This window comes from Burkholderia sp. JKS000303 (assembly GCF_002563755.1).
Lineage (GTDB): Bacteria > Pseudomonadota > Gammaproteobacteria > Burkholderiales > Burkholderiaceae > Burkholderia > Burkholderia anthina_B.
Genome location: NZ_PDBZ01000006.1, coordinates 62,553 through 86,652 on the forward strand (window position 1 = coordinate 62,553; position 24,100 = coordinate 86,652).

24 protein-coding genes and 5 pseudogenes are annotated in these 24,100 nt (G+C 61.4%); 18 read left to right on the forward strand and 11 right to left on the reverse strand.

Features of this window, described 5'->3' with window-relative positions; translation table 11 throughout:
- Positions 1–8: 8 nt before the first annotated feature.
- The 4 genes from BX604_RS38030 to BX604_RS38045 all read left to right on the forward strand — a co-directional run bounded on the left by BX604_RS38030 (position 9) and on the right by BX604_RS38045 (position 4,611).
- Entirely contained in the window at positions 9–1,550 is a 1,542-nt protein-coding gene (locus tag BX604_RS38030) for a sugar ABC transporter ATP-binding protein (protein WP_098557314.1), read from the forward strand.
- Positions 1,551–1,633: 83 nt separating this feature from the next.
- Complete coding sequence (locus BX604_RS38035; RefSeq protein WP_257146521.1) at positions 1,634–2,596, forward strand: ABC transporter permease subunit; 963 nt, start codon at positions 1,634–1,636, stop codon at positions 2,594–2,596.
- Positions 2,597–2,952: 356 nt separating this feature from the next.
- On the forward strand, positions 2,953–4,137 hold the full coding sequence (locus tag BX604_RS38040) for a porin (protein ID WP_098557319.1): 1,185 nt from the start codon (positions 2,953–2,955) through the stop codon (positions 4,135–4,137).
- Between the two features lie 240 nt (positions 4,138–4,377).
- Positions 4,378–4,611: a hypothetical protein gene (locus BX604_RS38045; RefSeq protein WP_179894970.1), complete on the forward strand. Its 234-nt coding sequence runs from the start codon at positions 4,378–4,380 to the stop codon at positions 4,609–4,611.
- A 394-nt stretch (positions 4,612–5,005) separates the two neighbouring features.
- Here BX604_RS38045 and BX604_RS38055 read toward each other — a convergent pair whose 3' ends face one another.
- Both BX604_RS38055 and BX604_RS38060 read right to left on the reverse strand, forming a co-directional pair.
- Positions 5,006–5,950, reverse strand: coding sequence for a S49 family peptidase (locus BX604_RS38055; protein ID WP_098557322.1), 945 nt, complete (start codon positions 5,948–5,950; stop codon positions 5,006–5,008).
- Complete coding sequence (locus tag BX604_RS38060; RefSeq protein WP_143748216.1) at positions 5,947–6,318, reverse strand: hypothetical protein; 372 nt, start codon at positions 6,316–6,318, stop codon at positions 5,947–5,949. The genes BX604_RS38055 and BX604_RS38060 overlap by 4 nt, the downstream gene beginning before the upstream one ends.
- On the opposite strand from BX604_RS38060, the gene BX604_RS38065 reads away from it, so the two are divergent.
- From BX604_RS38065 to BX604_RS38080, 4 genes are all read left to right on the forward strand, one after another.
- Positions 6,296–7,369, forward strand: a complete 1,074-nt coding sequence (locus BX604_RS38065) for a tetratricopeptide repeat protein (protein ID WP_257146517.1) — start codon at positions 6,296–6,298, stop codon at positions 7,367–7,369. The genes BX604_RS38060 and BX604_RS38065 overlap by 23 nt on opposite strands.
- Positions 7,370–7,583: 214 nt before the next feature.
- Entirely contained in the window at positions 7,584–8,450 is an 867-nt protein-coding gene (locus BX604_RS38070; RefSeq protein WP_098557376.1) for a ParA family protein, read from the forward strand.
- Positions 8,451–9,641 (forward strand): ParB/RepB/Spo0J family partition protein, encoded by a 1,191-nt coding sequence (locus tag BX604_RS38075; RefSeq protein WP_098557330.1) that lies wholly within the window; start codon positions 8,451–8,453, stop codon positions 9,639–9,641.
- A gap of 36 nt (positions 9,642–9,677) precedes the next feature.
- Complete coding sequence (locus BX604_RS38080) at positions 9,678–10,052, forward strand: TrfB-related DNA-binding protein (RefSeq protein WP_098557332.1); 375 nt, start codon at positions 9,678–9,680, stop codon at positions 10,050–10,052.
- A gap of 13 nt (positions 10,053–10,065) precedes the next feature.
- On the opposite strand, the gene BX604_RS38085 is transcribed toward BX604_RS38080, so the two are convergent.
- Entirely contained in the window at positions 10,066–10,476 is a 411-nt protein-coding gene (locus tag BX604_RS38085) for a hypothetical protein (protein WP_143748217.1), read from the reverse strand.
- An 87-nt stretch (positions 10,477–10,563) separates the two neighbouring features.
- Between BX604_RS38085 and BX604_RS38090 the strand changes: the two are divergent.
- The 3 genes and pseudogenes from BX604_RS38090 to BX604_RS38100 all read left to right on the forward strand — a co-directional run.
- Positions 10,564–11,399 (forward strand): annotated as a pseudogene (locus tag BX604_RS38090) (IS3 family transposase); the annotation flags it as partial.
- A 66-nt stretch (positions 11,400–11,465) separates the two neighbouring features.
- Positions 11,466–12,577 (forward strand): IS3 family transposase gene (locus BX604_RS38095; protein ID WP_098550017.1). Its coding sequence is split into 2 segments (ribosomal slippage): positions 11,466–11,715 and positions 11,715–12,577, totalling 1,113 coding nucleotides; the frame shifts between segments, so codons are not numbered across the junction.
- A 420-nt stretch (positions 12,578–12,997) separates the two neighbouring features.
- Positions 12,998–13,210, forward strand: coding sequence for a hypothetical protein (locus tag BX604_RS38100; protein WP_098557379.1), 213 nt, complete (start codon positions 12,998–13,000; stop codon positions 13,208–13,210).
- On the opposite strand, the gene BX604_RS38105 is transcribed toward BX604_RS38100, so the two are convergent.
- The 7 genes and pseudogenes from BX604_RS38105 to BX604_RS38130 all read right to left on the reverse strand — a co-directional run bounded on the left by BX604_RS38105 (position 13,201) and on the right by BX604_RS38130 (position 16,377).
- Positions 13,201–13,500 carry a hydrogenase maturation factor gene (locus BX604_RS38105; protein WP_098557338.1) on the reverse strand — a complete coding sequence of 100 codons (300 nt, stop codon included), beginning with the start codon at positions 13,498–13,500 and terminating at the stop codon, positions 13,201–13,203. The two genes, BX604_RS38100 and BX604_RS38105, sit on opposite strands and share 10 nt — an antisense overlap.
- 87 nt (positions 13,501–13,587) lie before the next feature.
- Positions 13,588–13,989, reverse strand: coding sequence for an NUDIX hydrolase (locus BX604_RS38110; protein WP_098557340.1), 402 nt, complete (start codon positions 13,987–13,989; stop codon positions 13,588–13,590).
- 65 nt (positions 13,990–14,054) lie between these two features.
- A pseudogene (locus tag BX604_RS38115) lies at positions 14,055–14,183 on the reverse strand (IS3 family transposase); the annotation flags it as partial.
- Positions 14,184–14,331: 148 nt separating this feature from the next.
- Entirely contained in the window at positions 14,332–14,907 is a 576-nt protein-coding gene (locus BX604_RS38120) for a lipase chaperone (protein ID WP_098557343.1), read from the reverse strand.
- Between the two features lie 323 nt (positions 14,908–15,230).
- Positions 15,231–15,437: a hypothetical protein gene (locus BX604_RS38850; protein WP_143748218.1), complete on the reverse strand. Its 207-nt coding sequence runs from the start codon at positions 15,435–15,437 to the stop codon at positions 15,231–15,233.
- A gap of 55 nt (positions 15,438–15,492) precedes the next feature.
- Positions 15,493–15,813, reverse strand: a complete 321-nt coding sequence (locus tag BX604_RS38125; RefSeq protein ID WP_098557346.1) for an H-NS histone family protein — start codon at positions 15,811–15,813, stop codon at positions 15,493–15,495.
- Positions 15,814–15,909: 96 nt separating this feature from the next.
- Entirely contained in the window at positions 15,910–16,377 is a 468-nt protein-coding gene (locus tag BX604_RS38130) for a GIY-YIG nuclease family protein (protein WP_143748219.1), read from the reverse strand.
- A gap of 853 nt (positions 16,378–17,230) precedes the next feature.
- Here BX604_RS38130 and BX604_RS38135 point away from each other — a divergent pair.
- The 3 genes from BX604_RS38135 (at position 17,231) to efeB (ending at position 21,217) form a co-directional block, all read left to right on the forward strand.
- A complete protein-coding gene (locus BX604_RS38135) occupies positions 17,231–18,697 on the forward strand; it encodes a carbohydrate porin (protein WP_098557352.1) in 1,467 nt (488 codons plus the stop codon).
- Positions 18,698–18,761: 64 nt separating this feature from the next.
- The gene (locus BX604_RS38140; RefSeq protein ID WP_098557355.1) at positions 18,762–19,895 is read left to right on the forward strand and encodes a hypothetical protein; all 1,134 of its coding nucleotides are present in this window, start codon (positions 18,762–18,764) and stop codon (positions 19,893–19,895) included.
- Between the two features lie 11 nt (positions 19,896–19,906).
- On the forward strand, positions 19,907–21,217 hold the full coding sequence (efeB, locus tag BX604_RS38145; protein ID WP_098557357.1) for an iron uptake transporter deferrochelatase/peroxidase subunit: 1,311 nt from the start codon (positions 19,907–19,909) through the stop codon (positions 21,215–21,217).
- A 318-nt stretch (positions 21,218–21,535) separates the two neighbouring features.
- On the opposite strand, the pseudogene BX604_RS38150 reads toward efeB, so the two are convergent.
- Positions 21,536–21,952, reverse strand: a pseudogene (locus BX604_RS38150) (SOS response-associated peptidase family protein); the annotation flags it as partial.
- 59 nt (positions 21,953–22,011) lie between these two features.
- Here BX604_RS38150 and BX604_RS38155 point away from each other — a divergent pair.
- The 4 genes and pseudogenes from BX604_RS38155 (at position 22,012) to BX604_RS38175 (ending at position 24,096) form a co-directional block, all read left to right on the forward strand.
- Positions 22,012–22,537: pseudogene (locus tag BX604_RS38155) on the forward strand (PAAR domain-containing protein).
- A 7-nt stretch (positions 22,538–22,544) separates the two neighbouring features.
- Positions 22,545–23,098, forward strand: a pseudogene (locus BX604_RS38160) (type VI immunity family protein); the annotation flags it as partial.
- 402 nt (positions 23,099–23,500) lie between these two features.
- Positions 23,501–23,803, forward strand: a complete 303-nt coding sequence (locus BX604_RS38170) for a hypothetical protein (protein ID WP_257146519.1) — start codon at positions 23,501–23,503, stop codon at positions 23,801–23,803.
- Between the two features lie 95 nt (positions 23,804–23,898).
- On the forward strand, positions 23,899–24,096 hold the full coding sequence (locus BX604_RS38175) for a hypothetical protein (protein WP_012328164.1): 198 nt from the start codon (positions 23,899–23,901) through the stop codon (positions 24,094–24,096).
- Positions 24,097–24,100 lie beyond the last annotated feature (4 nt).

Below are 24,100 nucleotides of genomic sequence, written 5' to 3' on the forward strand. Positions count from 1 at the left end.
GAGACATCATGCCATCGGATAACCGAACCCCTCTGCTCGAGATGCGGAACGTCAGCAAGACGTTCGTCGGCACCAAGGCGCTCGATAACGTCCAGCTGTGCGCATGGGGCGGCGAGGTTCTTGCCCTGATGGGAGAGAACGGCGCCGGAAAATCCACGCTGATGAAGATCCTCTCCGGTGCGTATCAGGCCGATACGGGCAGCGAGATCTTGATCGACGGCAGGCCGGTCAGCATCGCCGATCCGCTGGAGGCGAAACAGCACGGCGTCTCGATCATCTATCAGGAACTGAGCCTCGCGCCGAATCTCACCGTTGCCGAAAACATCTATCTCGGCCGCGAACTCGCATCCCGTGGCATGGCGAATCGTCAGGCGATGTACGCCGGCTGTCGCGAGGTGCTGGAGCGACTGGACGTGCCGTTCAACGCCCGAACGATTGTCGGTACGCTTTCGATCGCGGAGCAGCAACTGGTTGAAATCGGCCGCGCGCTGCACGCGAAATCGCGGATCCTGGTGCTCGACGAGCCGACCACGGCGCTTTCGTCGCGAGAAAGCGAACGGTTGTTCGCGCTAATTCGACAACTGCGCTCCGAAGGCATCGCGATCATCTACATCAGCCACCGGATGGAAGAGGTCTACGACCTGTCCGACCGCGTTTCGGTACTGCGTGACGGCCGCTATGTGGGCACGATCGATCGCGCCGAGTTGTCGGCTCAAGCGATTGTCAAGATGATGGTCGGCCGGGATCTATCGACGTTCTATATGAAGGAGCACGACGCCGGCGGCAGTCGCGGCCCGGTGATCTTCGAGGTCAAGGACATTTCGGATGGCGATAAGATCAAACCTTGCAGTTTCCAGGTCCATCGTGGAGAGGTGCTGGGCATCGCCGGGCTAGTTGGCTCCGGCCGCACCGAACTCGCCCGTCTGATCTACGGAGCCGACGACAAGACGAGCGGAAGCGTCTTCATCCACGGCCAGGCACTGGACATCCGGCAGCCGGCAGACGCGATCCGGCACGGGCTCGCATATCTGACCGAAGATCGTAAGGCGCTTGGTCTCTTCCTCGACATGTCCTGTGCTGAAAATATCAACGTCGGCGTGATCGCGCCGGATTCGCGATTCGGTGGTCTGCTCGATCTCGCGAAAGGCCGCAGCCGCGCGAAGTCGGCGTTCCAGCAGTTGCGCGTACGGGCGGCAAGCCCGCTGGTGAATGTGGGTAGCCTCTCGGGCGGCAACCAGCAGAAGGTACTGCTGTCACGCTGGCTGCAGATTGGCCCAAAGGTCCTGATTCTCGACGAGCCGACGCGCGGCGTCGACATCGGCGCGAAATCGGAGATCTATCGCTTGATCGACGACCTCGCCCGTCAGGGTATCGGCGTCGTCGTGATATCGAGCGAGCTCGCGGAAATCATCGGTGTCTGCGATCGCGCGCTTGTGATGCGCGCGGGCCAGATCGTCGGTGAAGTCGGCGGTCCCGACAAGGAAGCAATTACGCAGGAAAGCATCATGGCCCTGGCGGCGGGCGCCGATGCAACCCTGGATGCCGCATGAAGCATGGATTTCGGAGACAAATCATGAACAAATCGACCCTTGGCGTTACCGAGGCGAGCCAGACGCTCACCGACGGCGTCGGCATGTCGTCCCGCAAGGTGCAAGTTCGCAGGCTGATCGGCGCAATTGGCATGCTGCCCGTGCTTATCATTCTCTGCGTCGCATTCAATTTCGCCACGCAAGGTACGTTCTTCACTGGCCAGAATATCGCGATCGTTTCACAGCAGGCCGCGATCAATACTGTCCTCGCGGCGGGGATGACCTTCGTCATCTTGACGGGCGGCATTGATCTGTCAGTGGGCTCGATCGTGGCGACCGCCGCGATGACGGCGATGATGGTGTCGCTCAGTCCGTCATTCGGTGCGCTGGCGCTGCCGGTCGGGCTACTGACCGGTGCGTTTCTCGGCGTGGTCAACGGTTTGCTGATTGCGTATCTGCGGTTGCCGGCGTTCATCGTCACGCTTGGCTCGCTGACCGCCGTGCGTGGGCTCGCACGCTTGCTCGGCGACGACAGCACCGTGATGAACCAGAACCTGGGCTTCGCGTGGATCGGTAACGCAAGCGTGCTGGGTGTGCCGGTACTGGCGATCATCGCACTGGCTGTCATCCTGATTTCGTGGTTCATCCTGCGTCGCACGGTGCTCGGCATCTGGATCTATGCGCTCGGCGGGAATCCGGCGGCCGCGCGTCTGTCGGGCATCAAGGTCAGTCTGATCCTGCTGTTTGTCTATGCGATCTCCGGCCTGCTTTCCGGCCTGGGCGGCGTGATGTCCGCCGCGCGACTCTATGCGGCGAACGGGCTGCAGATCGGGCAGGGCTACGAGCTCGACGCGATCGCGGCCGTGATTCTCGGCGGAACGAGCTTCGTCGGTGGCGTGGGCTCTATCTGGGGCACCCTCGTCGGCGCACTGATCATCGCCGTACTTTCCAACGGCCTCGTGATTCTCGGTGTGTCCGACATCTGGCAATTCATCATCAAGGGCCTCGTCATCATCGCGGCCGTAGCACTCGACCGCTTCCGCCGCAACGGCGAGAACCGCACCTGATATCCAGACCGGGACGGCCGGAACGCGACGACAGGAATGGCTCGCGTTCCGGTAAACCGAGATCATCCTGCCGACACGGCTCCAGAGATCATCCGGCCTGACACGCCGCGCCGGCAGATCGACAAGGGCCGGTCCGTCCGGCAATCGAAGCACATCCGACAGCGACACATCAGCGGCGCAGGCAGCGCGTCGGCGGGACTTGCGCGCCGGCCAATCGGACTTGAGCCCGAGACAGGCGTGACGCCGGCCGAGGATTCGGTCGGAACAGAGGGGAGGAAAAAAACAGAAACCGTCTTTTAATAAGTAGTACGTATTTAAAAAGAGCAGTTATCAAAGTTTGGGGATCGGAGATAAAGATGAAACGTATCATTCTGGGCTCGCTGACCATGAGTCTGGCCACCGTCGCCAGTGCACAGAGCAGCGTAACGCTGTACGGCCTCGTCGACAACGGCGTGCAGTACGAGACGGGCTTGCCGAATGGCCATCGTCTGTCCGCGGAATCGGGCAACTGGGCGCAATCGAGATTCGGCCTGAAGGGCGTCGAGGATATCGGTGGCGGCACGTCCGTGCGATTCCAGCTCGAGTCCCGGCTCAATACGCAGAACGGGTCTTATGCGAACGGCTCGTTCTTCGAGGGGCAGGCGACTGTCGGGATGAGCAACGCGAGCTATGGTTCGTTCCGGATCGGTAACTTTGGTGCGAGCGAATTGCTGCAATATGCGGGGATTCTCGATCCACAGCAGACAATGAAATATTCGTTCGGGACCCTTGTGCGCGGTCGCATGTTCCCGCAGGCAGCAAACGGATTCGAATACGTTTCGCCGAGCTTTGGTGGATTCACGGTTCAAGGCCAGTACAACCTGACCAACTCCACCAAGTGGAATTCCGGTACGCCAGGCAGCGCACCTAGCCAGCTCGGCACCTCGACGGGAGTCGGCAGTTCGCAGGGCCGCGTCGCCGGCCTCAAGCTGGAATACAACACGCACAGCCTCGACTTGCAGGTGATCTACGACGAGGTGCGCGACGGGAACGGGAAGTTCAGCAACGTCTACTTCGCGTCGCGCTCCCTGTTCGCTGGCGGATCGTATGCATGGGGGCCAGTGACGTTCTATGCCGGCTACCAGCACCTTTCCGCGCCCGATGCGTCCGACGCCGGCTATTACGGAACGACAGCCGCGTCCACCCTGCCCGCCGGCACGTCTCTGCCGAGCGCAGTCGACCATGAGTGGGCAGGCGCGCGATGGGAGATATCGCCCGCGACTTCGGTAACGGGGGCGATTTATCATGCGAATGCCAATCGCGGAAACGGCAACGCGACCATGTATACGCTGTCCGGCGGATATCAGCTCTCGAAGCGGACTCGTCTGTACACGGAACTTGGCTATCTGCGGAATAGTGCGACCTCGAACCTCGGACTCAATGGAGGATCGTACGGGGCGAACACGAACAACGATCCAGTCAACGGTAATCCGTCGAGCCTGAATCCGAACTATGGTCACAGCCAGTTCGGTGCGTTTGCCGGTGTCGCCACGCTGTTCTAGTCGCGTGCAGAGGGGCGGCAGTTCGCCTGCGGCCCCTCCATGCTGTTCGAGATGACCATGGACGATCCGCCTGTACCGCGAAGTGCCGGGTGAGCGCATCGACGACATGGTTCGCCATCGCCTGTCGGGGTGACGGTGTAGGTGTGGTCGTGCAGACGGCATCGAGCACGGATGCGGATTCGTCGCGAACGCCTATTCTGTAGAAGGTTATCGCGTCATCTCGGAGGGTTGGCGAGAAAGATGTCCGATGCGATCAGCAAGCCTTCTTATATCGGCTTGCCGAACAGCGGCAGCGAGCGTTGGGCCTTCGCCTTCAGTGCGAAGAAAACTTGGGCAGATAAGGCGCGATCGGACGTTGCCGGCATCATGGCCACGAATCGCGGTTACAAGAAAGTCTTCTTCTTCACCTCGAGAGCTGCGCGCGCGAAGGATCCCGACGTAGATGGGCAACCTGCCCAAGGACGACTTTTCTGAGAATTCCCGTGCCCAAGGACACTTTTTCTGAGGCAGGCGCCATGCAGTCGTCTCAAAAAAGATGTCCAAGTCCTTGATCTGTCTAGGGGGCCAAAGACATCTCTTCTGAGAGCCCACATCTGGGTCGGATCGGTGGCTACCGGTGACCCGGAGAATCGAGTACAAGTCGTACCCCTCCCGTCACGAATGCAACGCGAAGTGCCTGAATGGCAAGTTCAACGGTACATGCGAATGCCGTTGTGGCGGAAAGAACCACGGCCGTGGAGCGTTCACGCGGCTTCTCGCCGGTGACGCCTCAGATTTGCCATGACCCATCGCCCCGGAATCCACGGATTCAGGGGCTTTTTCATTTCCGGCGCCTGCGTAGCGCTCCTCGGCAGGATCCGTCGTATCGTCATTCCATCTCGCAGCCGGCATCTCCTGAAGCAATGCACGTCGTTCGACACCGCGCCGACCGGCGCGACGTCGATCTCCCATCCACTTCAGGAGAAGCAACATGTCGCAAGCCAACACGTTTCAAGGAATGGAGTTCCGTCGAATCGGCAGCAACAAGGGTACGCTTCGCGGCCTCGCCATTCCAGACTTCGCCCGTGTCGTACCTGACGCCTGCGACGAGCTTTGTGCCACGCTGCTGCTCGAGCTCGTCGACGAACTCCTTCGCCAACACGTTGACGAGCGTCTGTGCCTTCTTGTCCGCATCGCTTGTCGACGGGATGAACGGATTCAGCATCGCTTTGAGCGGTCCCGACGCGTACGCGTGCTGTTCGACGTCGAAGCGTCTGAGGGCTCCCGAGACGTTCCACGACTCGATGACAGCGCCGATCGACCCGACGAGGGAAAAGCGGCCGGCGACCACCTTGTCAGCGTGGATAGCGATCAGGTAGGCCGCGGACGCGCCGAGCGAATTGATGATGGCGACGACGGGCTTGCGGTGCTTCTGCTTGAGCGTGTCGATCGCAGTGTTGATCCGTTCGGCGTCGATCGGCGAGCCACCACCCGAGTCGATCATCAGGGCAATGGTCTTCACGCTGTCGTCAGTGAACGCGCGAGTGAGCTGCGGCACGATCACGTCTGCCCTGTCTGTGCCCTTCCCTACGGTGCCCGTGATTCGCACGATACCGAGCTGGGGTGTGGACGACGGCCACGCGAGCGGCAAAGCGGTCAGATCGATCTTGCTCACGAAGACAAGGATCGGAATGAGAACGACGATCACGAGGCGCAGGATCCTGAAGCGGCGGTCTGCTCGGCGGTCGCGGACCATGAGCTCCATCATCTGCAGTTGAGGGTCGGTTGCCTGCTGAGACAACACGCGCTGCTTTACGCCGGAAAAAATGCTCATTTGAGGGTCTCGGTGGTTTCAAACTGGTTGTGATTGGCGCGGCACTTCCCCCACTTCACCATTGCCGTAGCGAGCCGGCCGACGGCCGGCGGCGGAGAGTCGGGGGGACGGTGGATGACGGCGTCTTTCTTCGGCGGCCAGCGGCGGCTATATCGATAGAGATAGACGCCATCGCCTTCCTTGACGCGTCGACTCAGCCACCTGAGCTTGCACAGTCCGTGGAGCGCGACGCGGACGCGCTTCATCTCAGGGGAATACCCATCGATATCGCGTTCATATAGCAACGCAGCGACTTCATAGCTGGTGATTTCTGGATTTTCGATAACCAGTTCGATAATGCGCCGCATGACAGTGCTCTTCTTGGACAAGACAGCCCCCTTCCCGATGAAAGCGAGAAAATGGTATCCGCCGGTTCGATATTCCAGAAACGCTTCGCATGCGCGTCGCCGCATGTTGCGCAACGTCGCCACCGTGGCTGTGGCCACGTGGGTCCAGCCTAGCTTTGCAGGCCTTCTTGATCGCCTCGTCGGCGGCAATCAGAAAGACGCACTTGCCCTATTCCGGGCGGCGCAGAACGGCTCGCAAGAGGCGCTCGACAAGTTGCTCAAGAGCTCCCGCGGGGGCGACCCCTGGGCGACGATGCAGTTCGGCTATCTCTATCAGATCGGTCGCTCGCCAGGCACGTCGACCGCCATGCAGCCCGGCTACCCACCAGGCGGCAGCATCCCGATTGCGATGAAGTCCTACCTGATCGCAGCAGGAAAGATGACCCCGGAGGGAACGATATCCGGCAACGTTTTCGCCGCGTACAACCTTGGGTTGATCTACCTCTGGGGCTTGGATAACGGGGGGAATCCGCAGCCGGAGCTGGCAGTGCGCTGGTTTCGCGCGGCCGCAAATACGGCGACCGACAAAGTGTTTCTGCCAGCAGTAATGCATTTGGCAGTGATCTACGAGAACGGATTTCGATCGGTGCCGGCGGACCTGCGCGAAGCGATGCTCTGGTATCGGAAAGCTGCAGGTGCCGGTGAGCCGACCGCGCTACTGAAATGGGGCGTCGCGCTTGTGGAGGGGAAAGGCGCCGAAAAGAACTACTTCGATGGACTCGTCCAGCTGCAGCGAAGTGCCGAAAAGTGGCAACGCGACGCGATGTATTACCTCGCTTCGCTGAACGGTATGGGAAGCGACTACCAGGAGCGCAACATTTTCGCAGCGGCGCAGTGGTTATGGATTGCGGCCACCGGTGCACCCCGCTATCGCGCGGCGGCGGACGCGATGATGGGCAACCTTGACAAACCGACACAGCAACGCGTGAAGCAATCCGCGCGGCTCTGGATCACTGGGCACATGAAGATACCGCCGCACATCGAATACAACGCGCCGCTGAATGAAGACGTGCCGGATCTGTTGGCGAGCTGACGACGGCATGCGCTGGAGAAGTCTCGACGCCGCCGCTGTAGGGGCGGCGTTTCTGCATTTCCGCTTCCTCCGATAGAGTCCCCTTGGCATTCACGCATGCGGGAATTTCCCGCGCATTCGATCACGGAATCTGGCGTTGACAAACTATTAAATGATTAATAGTATTCGGATGTCTGTCCACGCAGTAGTGCGGGTCCAAACCGGGGAATTCGAGATGGATAAAGTTGCGGTTACGAATCAGAAAGGTGGTGTCGGCAAGACGACGACGTCCTTGCACCTCGCAGATTACGCTGCGAACGAATTGGGCCTGCGGACGGTGCTCATCGACGCCGACGAGGGCGACGTATCCGAAGTCTTCACGCTGGGTGACGGCGCGTCGGACGCGCTGACGACCGGTGAGCTTTTTCGGGGGAACCCGAGCGGGCGGCGTCCGCGCCAGGTCGGCGACCGGCTGTTCGTCGTCGACGCTGAACCCGAGCTCCTCGACCTGCACGATCTCCCCGTCGATGTGCTCGCGGATCTCGAAGCCGAGCTCGGAAGACGTGATGGCCCGGTCGACGTTGAACGGGTTCGAGCGCTCTTCGGAGAAATTCAAGATCGGCTCACGCTGCCGCTTGACGAGGGGCTGGCGACGATCGAGAAGGACTTTGATCTGTGCATTATCGATACCCCGCCCCATCTCGCACGTCGCGCCCTTGGGGTGCTGTGCGAAGTTGACGCAGTCGTGACGCCCACGAACATCAGCGTGTTCACGATGGCTCGCATTTCAAAGTTGCAACAGACGCTGGATTCGATCAAGCGTGAATTCAATCCGGGCCTGAAGCAGCTCGGGTTCCTGATGTGCAAGATCAACAGCAAATCGCTGAACGAGTTGGGCGGTGTCGCGGCAATGCGCCAGGAGTTCGGCGATCTGATCCTCAAGCAAGTCGTGATGGATCGTGTGAGCGTGTCGACGTCGCTCGCCCAAGGCCGGCCGGTATGGCGCGGTGCGAGTGCAGGTGCGCAGCGTGTTGCAGCGAAGGAAATGATGGCCGCGTGCGCCGAGATTTTCGGGCGTCTTGGCATGGTGAAGGAGGCGTAAGTGAAAAGCGTCTTTGCGAATAGCATCAAGCGCGCTTCGGCGGTCCAGCATTCGATCGAGGCACGTGCCACTGGCGTCGACATTCCGCAGTTCATCGCACCGTCTCGTATTCGCGTCAAGCCGCAGATACGGGGTCCATTGAATCCTGGATTTCAGCTCGAGTCGCTCAAAGAACTGGCCACGGATATCAAGCAGAACAGCCAGCTCCAAGCTGCGATCGTTATGCGAGATCCCGAGGGGATTGCCGAATTCCTCCTCGTTGCTGGTGAACGTCGCTATCGCGCGTGCGAAATCGCCGGGATGGATCTGCTCGCGACGATCAAAGAGTTGACGACCGCTCAGGCGCGACGCATTCAGATTGTCGAGAACATCCAGCGTGAGGACCTTACGCCGGCGGAAATCGCCGCTGCGGTGAAAGACGATTACGCTCAGCTCGGCACGCTCGAACTGGTAGCCGAGCTGTGGGGCAGATCGATCAACTGGATCCACGAGCGACTCAAATTCGTCGAGGCGCTTGATGCCGGCGGTGTTGCGGCGGAAGCGGTCAATGCTGGAGTGACGGCCGATATCTCGACGGTGAACGAGCTCGCGAAGCTGGAGAAGCGGGATCCGGCGGCCGCGAAGCGTGTGGTCAGCGCCGCGAAGGCGGATCCGAATCTGAACGTGCGGCAAGCGGCTCGGTCTGCAATCAAGGAAATCAAGCAGGCTGCTGCTGCAGATGTCCGTGTCGGGGGCCAGGAGGGAACCGAGGCGCGCGACGCAACGTTCAGTCAGGGTTTCGACGGCAAGGTGTCCCCTGCGGAGCCCCGCAGCACGGCGGCGCCGGCCGGCAATGCTCCTGGTGTGACGGGTCATGACGCTGACGCGGAAAGCCCGCGCGAGGACGATAGTGCCGGCATCGGTGCTCGGCTGGACACTGCGCCCGGCGTGCCGCCCGCTGTCCAGGCCGATCCCGCCCCGGACGGTGACGCAGGTGACGTATGTGACCCGACGGTCTCTATCGAGACGTTTGCTCGTGCGGCCGCAGCGGGCGAAGCGGCGCTCGTGCGAAAGCGCGATGGGCACTGGGTTGCGGGTGTGACTGCGGGGGTAGTTGCGGAGAAGTTTGATAACCTTGAGGATCTACTACAGCGCCTGGCTGCGGTGGGCCTTACCAAGGTCGAAGTCGAATGCCCGGTGGCATTCGCCTAATCCGCTCCGGCTTGCGCGCGAACCTGCCCGTCACGCATGCTGAACCACGAAAACCAGTCCACGATTCGCCTGTCCGAAGAACAATTCGCGCAGGCGATCGCGAAGAGCCCTCGCATGGTCGAGAAGACTCGAGCGATCGCCCACGCATTGCTCGTCGAGGGGCGTCCGCCCGCGGATCTTGCGGCCAAGTACGACCTGAGCTTGGCACGGCTGAGCCAGATCGGGACGAAGGTCTACAACGACTATCTCGCAGACGTGCAGTACCCACCGGATTGGGTCAAGGCGGAGGTGATCGCGCCGTCTGACATGCTGGAGGAATTTCGCGCGCAGGTGGAATCGCGCCGGCTCGAATATTTCGCGAATCCGCCCGCCCCTGCCGCCAGGAAGCGCCGCCCGAAAAAGGTGGGGTGAGTTCATTTCGTGGTTACGTCCCTTGGCTCACTGCTTCGATCGCGATCTCGCGGTCGTGGTCAGCGTTCTCGACGGCGGGGTCAAAGTTGCGACCGGACCTATCGGTCGCGCGTGCGCGTTGCAACCGTCCACGCCATCCGCCGAGCACGTGTGCCGGCGTATGCCACACACTCCACTCTTCCACCGTCAGCGAATTCCCATGGACGACTACCCCAGGGATGTGCAGAAGTGCGAGTTGGAGATAGGTCATGTGTACGCATCGCAGGTCTACGTCTACACAAGTCGCGTGCATCGAGCGCTGATAGTTGAAGCCGCGAGAGTGGATCACTTCGGCGGCCGCGATCACCATCCCTCCAGCTCCCACAGCGGGCTCGCTCAGGGTTACGTATCCCTTCTCCGAAATCGTGGGATCGACGTCGGTCAACATCATCTCCGCCATCAGCAACGGTAATCCCCCCGAGAAACCGGTGTGATCAGAAGTAGAATTTTCTTGTTGAGGGAGTTCTACGGAATGAAGAAATCGAGATTCACGGACAGCCAGATCATGGACGCGCTCAAGCGCGTGGAATCGGGGCTGTCGGTGCCGGACCTGTGCCGGCAGCTGGGAATCAGCACGGCGACGTTCTACAAATGGCGTTCGAAGTACGGCGGCATGGACGTTTCGCTGATCGCGCGGATGAAGGAACTGGAGGCCGAGAACGCCCGGCTGCGCAAGATGTACGTCGAGGAGAAGATCAAGGCCGAGATCGTAGCGGAGGCGCTCGCAAAAAAAGATTGAGGCCATCTTGCCGGCGTGAGATGGCCATGCATGCGGTGTGCAGCCGGGGCGTATCGATCCGGCTGGCATGTGAGGCATTTGGGATCAGCCAGGCCTGTTATCGGTACGTCGGTCGGCGCAGCGCCGAGAACGACGAGATTGCGAACTGGCTGCTGCGCCTGACGGACAACCACCGGAACTGGGGCTTCGGACTGTGCTTCCTGTACCTGCGCAACGTGAAAGGCTTCGGCTGGAATCACAAGCGCGTGTACCAGATCTATTGCGAACTGGAGTTGAACCTGCGAATCAAGCCGCGCAAGCGACTGGTCAGGCAGGTCCCGGAACCGCTGGCGGTGCCGTCTGCCGTCAATCAGGTCTGGTCGATGGACTTCATGCACGACCAACTTGCCGACGGACGTAGCATCCGGCTGTTTAACGTGATCGACGACTTCAACCGCGAGGCACTCGGCATCGAGATCGACTTCTCATTGCCGTCCGAACGCGTGATCCGTGCGCTGCGGCAGATCATCGGTTGGCGCGGCAGGCCCAAAGCGATTCGGTGCGATAACGGGCCCGAGTACCTGAGTGACCTGCCCTGGAAATTTCGGACCAACTGAAACTTGAGAGAATGGCTTCCAACGGAGAAAAAGGAAGTCATGAAGAAGAGCCGATTTACCGACGAACAGATGGTGACGATCCTGCGGGAGGCGGACAAGGCGCCAGTCGCCGAGGTCGCGAAGAAGCATGGGATCAGCGAGCAGACGATCTACAACTGGCGCCAGCATTTCGGCGGGCTGGAGGCGGCCGACGTCAAGCGGCTCAAGCAACTCGAGCAAGAGAACGCGCGGCTGAAGAAGATACTGGCGGAACGTGATCTGGAACTGGACGTGATGCGCGAGATCAACACAAAAAAGTGGTGAGCGCGCCCGCCCGACGCCAGCAGGTCGCTTACGCGAAAGCAAGGGGCCTGTCGGAGAGACGTGCGTGCGCGCTGATGTTGGTGGCACGATCAGCGCTGCATTACGAATCGAAGCTTACTGTGCGGGATGCGCCGGTGCTGGCGGCGATGGGCATTCTGTCGGCGCAGTATCCACGCTATGGGTACCGGCGAATCCAGATCTTTCTGGAGCGGCAAGGCCATCCGATGAGCGCCGACCGGGCCTGGCGGCTTTGGCGTCTTGCGGGGCTGCAGGTGCCTCGCAAGCGTCCGCGTAGACGCGTGTCGGTCAGTCGCCCGCGGCCACAGCCCGCGACAGCGGCTCGACATGTCTGGGCGTATGACTTCGTGTTCGACGCCTGCGCCAACGGCCAGCAACTGAAATGCCTGACGGTGATTGATGAATACACGCGTGAGTGCCTGGCCATCGATGTTGCGGGATCGATCCGCTCCGGACGGGTCATCGAGGTTCTGTCGAAGCTGGTCAGCGTCCACGGTGCGCCACGCTACCTTCGCTCAGACAATGGTCCGGAGTTCGTGTCGCGCGCCATCCTGAAGTGGGCAGCGGATAGCGGGATGGAAATGGCGCTCAGTGATCCCGGCAAGCCTTGGCAAAATGGTGCGGACGAGAGCTTCAACGGTAAATTCCGCGACGAGTGCCTGAGCCTCGAATGGTTTCGGACGCGCACCGAAGCCACGGTCGTGATCGAGCAGTGGCGGCGTCACTACAACGCCGTGCGGCCGCATTCAAGTCTGGCATACCTGACGCCCGACGAGTTCAAGCAGCAGTATTGTTCAACTGACGTAACCGAGGTCGTTCTCCAAGATTGAAATGGCCCGAAGAAATCAGGCAGGTCAGAAGCGCGGCGGGGAACCCCATTCCCTGCTGCCTTCTCGGCCGCCGACAGGTGCATCAGGCGTGCCGATATCGCCAAGGCTGAAGGCTCGCTGTCCTTGCCCCCTGTTTGGCAGCGAACTGCCATTCATTGATGGGGTATTCGTCCGGATCGTGCTGGAATTGGCGGTGGCCGCCTGTAGCGGCGCACCAAGTAAGGCTGCGCGATGGCATAGCGTACGAGCCAACGTAGATCGTGCCATACACTGATCAATAACCACTTTCTTGACCAAAGCGCTATTTTCTACACGATTCGGACGAATACTCCATCAAGGTAGCTTTGCTGACGCCCTGACTCTGATATTGATCAGCTATATTGAAAACGTCTCGGGGATGGAGCATTGGACGGGCATAACATGAAGATCGCGAACAATGAGAGCGCCGGGCCCATCTGGGGCGTGACTGCAGGTCTTATTTTGGCTGCCGTGGGGCTTGCTATGGGTGCCTTTCCCCAGCTTCTGCAAAGCACCGGCACGCTAAGCGATTTCGTCGCGTCGGGCGTGACGATGATAGGAATTTTTCTCGTCGTTTACGCCGTCCACGAACTGCGCCGGAAGCCTCAGCGCTGAGCGCCGGAGCCGTCGCCGTAGGTGTCGACGAGAAGGTCGCCGACGATTATCTCGCCGGCGGAGCGACCTGCACGCAACGCATCGAAGCTGTCGATAAACGGCTTGCCTTGCTCATCGGCCAAGCGAATCGGTGCTAGGAAAAATGACCGAGCGTGCGTCGCCCGCACTTGGATTATTGCGACGAATCCGAGTGGAGTCTCACAGGCGATCGCGTCACCACGAGACACGTCGACCTTGTGTTCGCAGTGAACGTCAATCGTAAATCCACGGTAGGTGTATGCGCTGATCATGTTCAACTCGCTGCGGGTGGAACGACATTCGAAAGTTTGCACGCGGCAGTATAGCGGCGTGCCTTAGAATCGCGAGATGAATCTTGCCTATGTGGACCACCCGCTGCTATAGGCCAATTCGATGATTTTCTTCGTAGGAATACTGGCCCACAGTTTGGCGATGGTGTCGCGACGGAACAATTTGCATCGGGCGATCTCATTATTCGCTTGCGGCTTCAAATCGGCTTCGAGTTCTGCGATAAATACATGATGCAGCTTCGAAATGCCGCCAAAGTGCATCGCGTATGTGAGGTTCAAGCCGACCAACCTGGTTTCTTCCCAAAGCTCTCGGTGTGCCGCGTCGAGTGGCGTCTCTCCGGCCTTAATTGTGCCGCCGGGCAACGCCCATCGCGACGCCGCACGTGCAACTAGCAAGACACGCTGCCCCTGAAGGCACACAATAGTTGCCCGTTCTTTGACTGGCACATCGAGAGTTTCTTGGCTGCTCATGGAGGTTGCGGTTCGAGTACTCTTGGGTATTTTAATGTCGCCACGCCAGATGCCAAATGTAGTGGTCAACTCATCCTGGACTCTGCGTTAAGTTTTTCTTCCGCAACGGCCGGAGCCAGTCCGTTATTGAACTGATGCGGCCGTATCCAGTTGTACCGGTGCATCAGGTAGTAGCTGATATCCCGATGTGCCTCGTGCAAGGGTCAAGCTCGGTCTCCGGTGGAGGTTGAAAGGCAGAGCGACCTGAAATGCGGCGAGAGAGGTGGAACGGGAAAAGAGAAAGCCCGTGGATACCGAGGTATCGCGCGGGCTATGGGTCATGTGTAGGCGCGCTGAAGTGCTTTAGCGCTTCGTCACCTTCGGGCGGCGAGTCAGGACTAGAAAGAGGTACTGCGTCCCTCCTCTCGTTACCTTCCACCAGCCGGCAACGTCCTCGGTGTATTCGGTCGTCTCGAATTGCGAGTCGAACGGTACGTCGAGATGCCCGCGGAAGTCCGGCGAGCGGCCCGTTCGCTTCTGCACTGGGCGAAGCATGCCGTCGGCGAACAGTCGTGCATCGGTGAAGCTCAGCGTACTGGTATGGAGGGTCACGGACTGGTCCGCGTTTAGTACACCACTGATCGTGCCTCCCTCGAATGCCCGGGCACTCGGATCGACGCGCGCGTCGCCGGATCGGCGTCTGTCGGATTCGAACAGGCAGACGGTCCGCCCTTCGCTCGCCGGCACGTGACGAGCCGGAGGTTGGCGCGGTGCCGAGCTACCGGCAATCGTCGTTTCCTTCGTCGCAGAGGACGAGCACATCGGCGCGTCGGCCTTGGCGGTGCGGGTGCTGTCTGCTGTCGTCGTGGCTGCCGGTCTCGGTGCAAGTCGGACGCCGTAGTTCGGAACAGCATTGTGCACAAAGGTTTGCTTCAGCATGGCGGATCTCCTGATTGGGCCTTTCGGCAAAGTCGTAGTAATTGGAGATGTGTTCGCGCAAGTGGAATGGCGTGGCGTTGCGCCTGCTCAAGGTCGGGCCGAAAAAAAGCCCATTTCCCGCTGAGGAAGATGGGCTTGCTGGATCAGATGTGGTAGTCGACGACTGTCAGTAGCGTTTCCTCAGGGAGCGATTCGTATAGCTTCGCGACCTGCTCTGCCCATGAGCTTTTCGACATCTTGTCATTTGAGATGCCGAACCATCCCATGTCGCCATGCGACATCCAGCAACCTTCATGAACGACTGCGTAGTATTTAAGGAATCCTCAGGCCGTTCCAAGATCGGAGATCGGCCCGGGGTAGATTTCAGCAACTTCCCGAACAATCTTCGTTGCCTCTTCGACGCTAATTCCGAAGCTTTGCACTGCCAGTTCAACGAGCATGTCGGCTGGTACAGGGATGCCGCTTAGATCGCAGGTCGCTGGGACAAGAGGTGCCGGACGTTCTTCGTCAGATTGGTTGTCGTTTTCCATAGACATTGCCCCCTCTGTGTGAATTTTTGTCGCAGTTGCCAATGGCTACGACGAGTCAGGATTCGATCAGGAAACGCTGACGATTCTTTGCGCTTGCGATCCATGCAGGCGCACGCCCTTTGCCGCTCCACGTCGCGCCGGTCTTCGGGTCGCGATATTTCGCCACGCTAGTTGTCTTCGCTTCAGACGTGCTCTTTGCGCGTGGGCCTCGCTTTCGACCGAAGACGTCCTGCTCGGTTAGCCCGTATTCAGCTACTTTCGCGCGGACATCAGTGAGGATTGCTTCGATTTCTGCGGCGCGCAGCTGCGCGGCCTCGGCCGTCAATGCTTCAATTTCGGCCTTCACTTTCGAATAGGTGCGCTTGGTTTCTGCCATCACGAGTGCCTAGAATATTCGCCGGCGACCGGCCGACGTTCGGGGGGCGCAGGTGCGCCCGTTGCGGCTCTAATCCTCAGATTCGCTGGCAAGTGACTAGGATGTCTCTCGCCCTACTACATTGAGGTCAGGGTCCAGCTTTCGAATCAGGAGCGCTTCGATAGCTGCCGCTTCAAACCAACTTTCCGCCGGAAGTCCTATCGTCCGCACTGCGTGTGCGTTTTCAAGTTTTGGATTCTTCACAAAGCCCGCCGTTCGGTCAGGATTCCAGCCGAAGTGGGCGCCGAGACGCTTACCCAACCCATCCGCTTTGCCGATATAGAGCAGGCGATCTTCCCTGTCGAATACAAGGTAGACGCCTGCCGCAGCAGAATTGGGAAAACTTCCGAAGGCGAAGTCGTCAACGATATGGTAGGGCAAACTTAGCACAATCGCGCCCATTTTTGGGCGAGGAAAGTCGCGATTGAACTCGGTAATCGCTGCATCTACATCAGAGACGGAAGGGAAGTTAACCCTGGTTGGCCATAAGTAGCTCGACCAGTCGCTGCGGCTCCGCTCGGACACCGACGCTGAGCCGACCGCGATCGAAGTAAAGGTTCACGCTTCATTGTTTTCGCGTGACCGACACTTTGTAAGTTTACGGGTAAAACCACCGACGTTTCAGCGTTGAAACGCCGGGCCTAGCTGGCCGCTGCATTTTTACTGGCCCAGTCGCGTCGCTCCCGGTGCATCAGCTCACCACGCAATATGTGTGAAGCCTATCAGACAGATTGTGCCCCCTCTGAGTCCAGCTGTGGGCTTGCCTGTAGCGAGTCGCCGCTCCTTTCAGCCGGTAGCCTGCGTGCATCAGCTCTCGCGGAAACATGTTTCAGACATGAAACAAGTCGAAGCCGTGGCGTGTTCCGCACGACACGGTTACCTAGTTCCTCCTGATGAACCGCACATTGGAACGAATCTGGCCTTCGTACGTTTTGGCCAAGTCGTAGCTGCGTAGCGTGAATGTGCGTAATGAATCCACGCGTCACCTTCGAACATCAAACGGGGTCCGTCATGCGGAAGAAATTTCGGCGAGGAATCGCAACGGTTGAGTTTCCTCCAATGCCCCCGATCTCTCTGGCTGATTCTTCTCGGTATCGCGCAGTTCTCGTGGTTGATTTCGATCTTCATAATCGCGGCGCATTCGGCGTCGGTTGGAGCGCACCTGCCTTCCGCAGAATGAGGATTCTTGATTCCGTATCCGGGCACGGTCTCCGGCGTCACACATGCGCTCGGTGCATGTCGTCCCGAAATGACCATTTCGACGTACATGAACGGAGTACCTTGTGCGTCGGATTCTGCTTGCCAGGCCAATCGGCACGGAGCGTTCTGACCGGATATTAAACGCAGGAATCCATATTAATAAGGCCAGGGGTTTGTCATGAAATTTGCGTCGTTCCAGGGAGACAGCATCCGCGTCCGGATACGCCCCACCGCCTGTGCGGTCGTCCTCATGTGCGCCTCGTTCGCAAACGGCACCGTTTTCGCCGACGTACCAGTCGACGCACAGCCTGCAGCGCCCGAGGCCGACCTGGCGATCCAGGCGAAGCCGACCAACATGTGGACCGGCATCTGGACCCGCCAGAACCTGCTCGGCGACATGGGCGGCATCCGCCCGTGGCTCGGCAAGTACGGCGCGACGCTGCAGATCACCGAAACCAGCGAATACCTCGCGAACCTGCGCGGCGGCCTGAACCGCGGCGGCGCCTACGACGGCCTGACGACGGCCACCTTGACGGTCGACACGCAGAAGGCGATCGGCCTGCCCGGCGGCACCTTCAACGTCAGCGCGCTGCAGATCCACGGCACCAACCTGAGTGCGCGCAACCTCGGCACGCTCAACACCGCGAGCGGCATCGAGGCGCAGGACACGACCCGCCTCTGGGAGCTGTGGTACCAGCAGTCGTTCCTCGACAAGCGCGTCGACGTGAAGATCGGCCAGCAGAGCCTCGACCAGGAATTCATGGTCAGCACGTACGCGAACACGTTCGTCAACACGATGTTCGGCTGGCCCGCGCTGCCGTCGTACGATTTGCCGAACGGCGGCCCCGCGTATCCGCTCGCGGGCCTGGGCGTGCGCGTGCGCGGCCAGATCACGCCGAAGCTCACCGCGCTCGCGGGCGTGTTCGACGGCGATCCGCTCGGCAACAACCCGAGCAACCTGAGCGGCACGAACTTCAACCTGCACAACGGCACGCTCTACATCGGCGAGCTGCAGTACGCGCTGAACCAGCCGGCCGACGGCGAGATGGACACCGGCCACTCGAACGGGCTGCCGGGCACCTACAAGATCGGCGTCTGGTATCACAACGGCCGCTTCGCCGATCAGAACGTCGGCACCGACGGGCTGTCGCTCGCGAGCACCGGATCGAACGGCATCGCGCAGCAGCATCACGGCGACTACAGCTTCTACGCGGTGGCCGACCAGATGATCTGGCGCCCGGATCCGACCGGCGCGAGGAGCCTCGGCGTGTTCGCACGCGTGATGGGCGCGCCGGGCGATCGCAACCTCGTGAGCTTCTCGGCCAACGCGGGCATCGTGCTGAAAGGGCCGTTCGAAGGCCGCGACAACGACAGCATCGGCCTCGGCGTCACGTACATCCAGGTCGGCAGCCACGTGACCGACCTCGACCAGACCGCCCGCATGTTTGCCTCTGGCCCATACGGCGTGCGCACGCGCGAAACGACCGTCGAGGCGACCTATCAGTACCAGCTCAACCCGTGGTGGCAAATCCAGGCCGACGCGCAGTACACGTTCAACGCCGGTGCCGGCCAGAATCCGAACGACGCGACCCAACCGCTGCGCAACACGTTCGTGCTCGGCGCGCGTACGACGATCACGTTCTGAGCGACGCGCCCACGCTGCCCATTTTCGCGCGCTGCTTGGACGGCGCGCTCCCCAGGAGACTCACATGAATCCATCCGCTCCGCTTCGCCGCCTCGCAACGGGCGCACTGGCCGTCGCCGTACTGACGGCCGTCGCCGGCGCGCATGCCGAACCACAAGGCTTCCTCGAAACCGTGCATCGCCACACCACGCTCGTCAACACGGTGCCGGACAACGGTGACCAGAACCCGTACGCGATCGCAGTCGCACCGGTCTCGGCCGGCACGATCCAAGAAGGCGACGTGCTCGTCGACAACTTCAACAACGCCGCGAACCTGCAGGGCACCGGCAGCACGATCGTCAGCTATCGTCCGTCGACCAAGCAGATGAGCCTGTTCGCGACGATTCCGCGCGAGCTGAAGGCCTGCCCGGGCGGCGTCGGTCTGTCGACCGCGATGACGATGCTGAAATCCGGCTGGGTGATCGTTGGCAGCACGCCGAGCAATGACGGCACCACCACGACGAAGGGCGCCGGCTGCATGGTCGTGCTTGACCCGAACGGCAAGATCGCTTCGGTGTGGTCGACCCCGAACATCAACGACCCGTGGGGCAACATGGCCGTGGTCGACCGCGGCGACAGCGCAACGCTGTTCGTCAGCATGGCCGGCTTCGGCGTCGGTGGCCCTGACGGCAACCCGCCCGTCTACAAGCAGGCGACCGTGCTGCGTCTCGACCTCGACGTGCCGGCCGGCAAGCCGCCCGTGATCAAGCAGGAAACGGTCGTCGCGAGCGGCCTCGGCGCGCAGGCCGACAAGGGCGTATTCCTGGTCGGCCCGACCGGCCTCGCTCTGTCCGGCGACCAGAAGAAGCTGTACGTGTCGGACGCGATCGGCAACCGCATCGTCGAAATCGACGACCCGCTCACGCGCGACACCAGCGCGGGTGTCGGCCGCCAGATCACCGCCGACGGCTTCCTGCGCCGCCCGCTCGCGCTCGCAACCGCGCCGAACGGCCACCTGCTCACGACCAACGGGCAGAACGGCCAGGTCGTCGAGATCGATCCGGTCGAAGGCAAGCAGATCTACGCGCGCTGGATCAATACCGACAAGGCGCAGTCGCCCCCCGGCAACGGCAACCTGTTCGGCATCGCAATGACGCCTGAAGGCGACGGCTTCTACTACGTCGCGGACGACGTCAACACGCTGTTGCTCGCGAAGTAAGGGAGCCGACCATGGCAGACGATTCCAACCAGCCACCCCGCCCCGCGCGGCGTGGCTTCCTGAAGGCGGGCGGCGCCGCGGTGGCCGCCGGCCTCGCGGCGGCGTCGATCCCGGCCGCGAAGGCGGCGGATGCACCCGCCGCCGCAGCCGCGCCCACGCCCGCTTCCGCGCATGACGGCGTCGAGCCGTTCTACGGCAAGCACCAGAGCGGCATCGCGACGCCGCAACAGCGCCACGCGTATTTCGCGGCGCTCGACCTGACGACGGCCCAGCGCGCGGATGTCATCGCGCTGCTGAAGACCTGGACCGACGCGGCCGCGCGGATGGCCCGCGGCGACACCGCGCTGCCGCTCGCCACGACGGGCAACGACGAGGTCGCGCCGGCGGACGGGGGCGACGCGCTCGGCCTCGGCCCTGCGCGCCTGACGATCACGTTCGGCTTCGGCCCCGGCATGTTCGCGCTCGCCGGCAAGGACCGCTTCGGCCTCGCCAAGCATCGCCCCGCCGCGCTCGTCGACCTGCCGCGCTTCAACGGCGACCAGATGCTGCCCGAAAAGACCGGCGGCGACCTGTTCATCCAGGCGTGCGCCGACGACGCACAGGTCGCGTTCCACGCGGTGCGCCAGCTCGTGCGCCTCGGCGCGAAGGCGACGCAGATGCGCTGGGGCCAGGCCGGCTTCACGTCGGGCAAGCCCGGCGAGACGCCACGCAACCTGATGGGCTTCAAGGACGGCACGATGAATCCGCCGATGTCCGATCCGGCCGCGATGGACGAATTCGTGTGGGCCGGCAGCGAGGGCCCGGCATGGATGAACGGCGGCACTTACACGGTCGTGCGCCGGATCCGCATCACGCTCGAGCACTGGGACAACACGGAGCTCGGCTTCCAGGAGCAGGTGTTCGGCCGCAAGAAGTACAGCGGCGCGCCGCTCGGCGGCAAGGAAGAGTTCGAAGCGCTCGATCTCGACGCGGCCGACAAGGACGGCAACCCCGTGATCCCCGACAACGCGCACGCGCGCCTCGCATCGCCGCAACTCAACAACGGCGCGCAGATCCTGCGCCGCGCGTACTCGTACAACGACAGCACGAGCTTCTACATCGAGCGCTGGCCGCCATGGCGCCAGCAGACCGAGTACGACGCGGGGCTGATGTTCGTCGCGCACCAGCGCGACCCGCGCAAGGGCTTCATTCCGATCAACGAGAAGCTCTCGAAAATGGACATCATGAACCAGTTCACCACGCACGTCGGCAGCGCGATCTTCGCGTGCCCGCCGGGCGCGCAACCTGGTTCGTACATCGGTGCCGCGCTGTTCGAGGCGTAACGACACGACAATTCAACGGACGAGTCAAAAAGCGGATGGTCCAAAGATGCTCTGCACAAACGGGAATCAAGGGTGCTTGATTGCTTGACAAGGAGTGAAATGCCCCGCGGAGTCACTCCATCCGCCGAGAGCCAAGTATGCCAAAACGTACCGACCAGCGTTTGCGGACGCCGGGTACGACACTCGACTGGTCCGGAAGGCCGATTTCACTGTACGCAAGATCAGTTGACAGGCCGCGAACCCGCGACGGCATGCGGGTTCACGGGTTCGTCAAAGTGATGCGTCATGCGAAGGCAGAAAAACCCACACCCCGGAAACTTATTTGTCGGCTGCCGGCTCGGCCGCCATATCGTCGGCCGGGTACAGCTGCAGCATCGCCCTCGCAGCCTCAATGTTCCGCGTCGTCAGCCACTCTTCCCAGTCGTCCGGTCGCAGGATCACGACAGAGCGCTTCTCGTCGCCTGGCCGGTGCATGTGCTTCATGATCGGGTGCTCGTCGCCATTCACCGTGATCATCGCCATGGTGTGGTGCTCGGTGCCGTCCGAGCGCTGCAGCGTGCGCCAGATGCCCGCGACGCACAGCAGCCGCCAGCCGGCCAGGCCGATCCTGTATCGGACATGCTTCCCCGTTTCCCAGTTCGGCTCGTAAATCCATTTCGCGGGGATCAGGCAGCGGCGCCCGGCGCGCCACGCGGAGCGGTTTTGGAGTCGATCATCCCGGCAATCCTGACAGGATAGTTACAGGTCTACAGCCCATGCTAAATTCCACGCGGGTTTTCCTGTAAGGAATGAGCATGAGTTCTGCATTCATCCGCGAAGGCGACACGACCGACCACGGCGGCCAACGTCGTCTTCGGTAAGCCGCTCGCTCTCGAAGGCGACATGGTGTCGTGTCCGAAATGCAGCGGCGTCTATCCCATCATGGGCGTCCGCGTTCGAAGTATGACGTTCGGCGGCCGGGCCGTCGCGACCGACGGCGACCGGACGGCATGCGGCGCGCGCCTGATCGCGTCGCAAGGCATGGCGACGGTAGAGCCGACGTCCGGCGCGGGCAGCTCGGTTGGTGCGGGCAAAGGCGTGCTCGCGCAGACCACCGCGCAAGACGACGGCACATACCGCGGGCGCTTCCGGCTCGTCGATGACCAGACGCGCGCGCCTCTCGCGAACCATCGCTATACCGTCACGTCGGCCGACGGACAGACGATACAAGGCACGACGGATGCGAACGGCCACACGGACTGGTTGAGCAGTCACCAAGCATCGTCGCTAACGTTCGATCAGTCGGGCTCGACCGGTACTGCGGGTGTGAGCAAATCATGAGCGGCGGGTATGGGGACATGCGGGCATCGGCGTCAATCTCCCGCCGCTGGACCCGGAAGCGAATGAGGCGAGCGAGAATTTCTGGTCGCGGCTATACGGGCCGGGTGTCGATGTCGGCGACCCGATGCGCACTTCGATCCGCGACCTGGTGGACAAGATCAAGACGGTTGATTGGCTGACCGCTCTTGATGGGGATTTCGTCCGCCGCGTCGGCGGCGCTGACGCCTTGATGCTCCCCCCGACTGGTTCCGCAAAACTCCGATCGCTAACGGCGGTTTGCTGATTCAAGCGGGAGTCGACCCGGTAGCCGGCGTGCCACTAGGCAAGGGCATCCCGTCCGCGCCGCCAGCCGCATACGTACTTCTCAACCATGCGGTGCGTTCGATCGTGGCCGCCGAGAGCGGCATCCTCCAACGTGGCACGGTCAACAGCACCGCGCCCTTGCTCAATACGACCGTGGCAAGCGAGGCGTGGTTGCGGCGCTTCAACGTGCCCGACGACGAACTCAACGGATACTGGGTCGAGTTGCATAAGACGCAGAAACTGCAAACATCCATGTAAGCGCACGCACGGCCGTCGAGCCGTGCGTGCGTCGAGAGTCCACCTGTCGTCGCGCTCCCTCCCCTTGACGGAACATCACTACTTCGGCTCCGCGATCATCTCGTCGGCGGGGTAAAGCTGCAGCATCGCGCGCGCGGCCTCGGCGTTCGACGTCGTCAGCCGATCGTCACAGTCGCCGGGCCTCAGGATCAGGTCGGGCGCCTCTCGCCGCGGACGAAATAAAGCGGTTGCCTGAACAGGGATACGCGTATGATGGGTTGACCCGAGCACCCAATTGTAGATTCACCGCTCGCCCTCTCCCCAAGTCTGCGCCGCGCCCTGCCTGCGCACGACATTTGCCCCTTACACCACACTCGTCGCACCGTGCAGCAGCACGGTTCGAGATCGGCTCGCGCGTCCTCTTTGAGCGAACTCAAGGGCTCTCGCGAAGCAGCAAGTCAAGATAAAAACCATCGGAAGGCGGCAAACATGAGCTGGTACTGCGAAGCGGAACGCGAATTACTGCATATTAGGCGAGCGATCGGACTACTCGAGCAAGCGCAACACGCCTTCATCAACAAGTCGTCGGTGAACGACCCGGCGTACTGGAGGGTCAAGCTCAACAAGCTCCGCACGCAATCCATACGAAACAAGGTCCTCGAAATCCAAGTGGACGAGCTTTTAGCCCGCCTCACACTGATCCAGGATCCGCACTGTCGCAAGTAGGAATCTACCCCCTCACTCTCACCTCCTTCCGGGTGCACGCGCATTCCAGGGGGCAGTCCGAAGGTGCCCTGTTCGAATCATCACCGGAGCAAGCCATGACCCCCCACGACGTAATCACGATCTTCGAGCGGTTGAATGCAGAAGGGCGGGCAGCGGTCGATCTAGACCACGCTTGTACCGGCTTCGCTGGTTGGCTGGCGGGCGTGTGGGATACATTAGGGGAAGAGGACATTGCGTTGCTGACATCTATCGGCGCGACGCTGTATCGCGAGGGCTACGGGCGGCGCTACTAGGGAC